The following is a 1,144-nucleotide window of genomic DNA, read 5'->3' as shown; positions in this document are numbered from 1 at the left end:
GGTCGTTCAGGTTATCCATCATGAGACTCAAAAAAGTTTTCTGCACCACTCAGAAAGTGCCCCAACCTCCGATTTGTCAGGTAACCATTGTCCCAGTGAAATCCCAGATAAACGACTGCTCTCATGTGCACTAAATCACCTTAGGCTTGAGATCCTGGTCACTGCCAAGTCAAAAAATTTCTTTATGCTCCATAAGGGGTGGTATAGAGTTTGCTCCCTGAGCATCAACACACTCAAGATAAACCTTGTCTACGTCCAGAAGCGAGTTGCTTCTCACAGGAAACATCAGATTTCTGGTTAGCCCTGGTTTACCTCTCCACCTCAGAAGGGTGAGCTTGGAAATTGGGTTACAGTCTGCGAGAGATCTCCATGTCGGGTTTATTAGAACACTTTGTTATCAATTTCTGGGGGGTTCGAGGAAGTATTGCCAGTCCTGGAACAGGAACTGTTCGCTATGGCGGTAATACACCCTGTGTGGAAATGCTAGTTGGAGGAAAACGATTGATCTTTGATGGGGGCACGGGAATTCGCGTGCTGGGCCAGTCGTTGCTCTCCCAAATGCCTGTAGAAGGGCACCTGTTTTTTACCCACTCCCATTGGGATCATATTCAGGGCTTTCCGTTTTTTGCGCCTGCTTTCATTAAAGGTAATCGTTTTTCCATTTACGGCGCGATCGCCCCTGATGGTTCCACCATTGAACAGCGGCTCACGGATCAAATGAATCATCCCAACTTTCCAGTTCCGTTACAGGTAATGGGAGCGGATCTGAGGTTTATTGATGTACAAATCGGAGTGCCAGTTCAAATTGGGGATATTCGCGTGGAAAATGCTCCCCTCAATCACCTTGGTCAGGCGATCGGCTATCGAGTGGAATGGCAGGGCTACTCCGCTGCTTATGTCACTGATACCGAGCATTTTCCCGATCGCCTGGATGAGCATGTCTTGAAACTGGCAGACCAGGCCGATGTGCTGATTTATGACGCAACCTATTCTGATGAGGAGTACTACTCAGAAACAGCCAGCAAAATCGGATGGGGCCATTCTACCTGGCAAGAAGCCGTCAAAATTGCTAGAGCTGCAGGCGTAAAAACCCTGGTCATTTTCCATCACGATCCGCTCCATGATGATGCGTATCTGGATGAAA

At 48.0% G+C, this 1,144-nt stretch carries 1 protein-coding gene; it reads left to right on the top strand.

What is annotated here, in order from left to right:
• Positions 1-369: 369 nt before the first annotated feature.
• A partial coding sequence (locus ACUVQO_RS17290) for an MBL fold metallo-hydrolase (RefSeq protein ID WP_445927081.1) occupies positions 370-1,144 on the top strand: 775 nt, incomplete at its 3' end.

The organism is Leptodesmis sp. (assembly GCF_052746595.1).
Note: the sequence above shows the minus strand (reverse complement) of the source record. Positions and strands in the feature narration are given on the sequence as shown.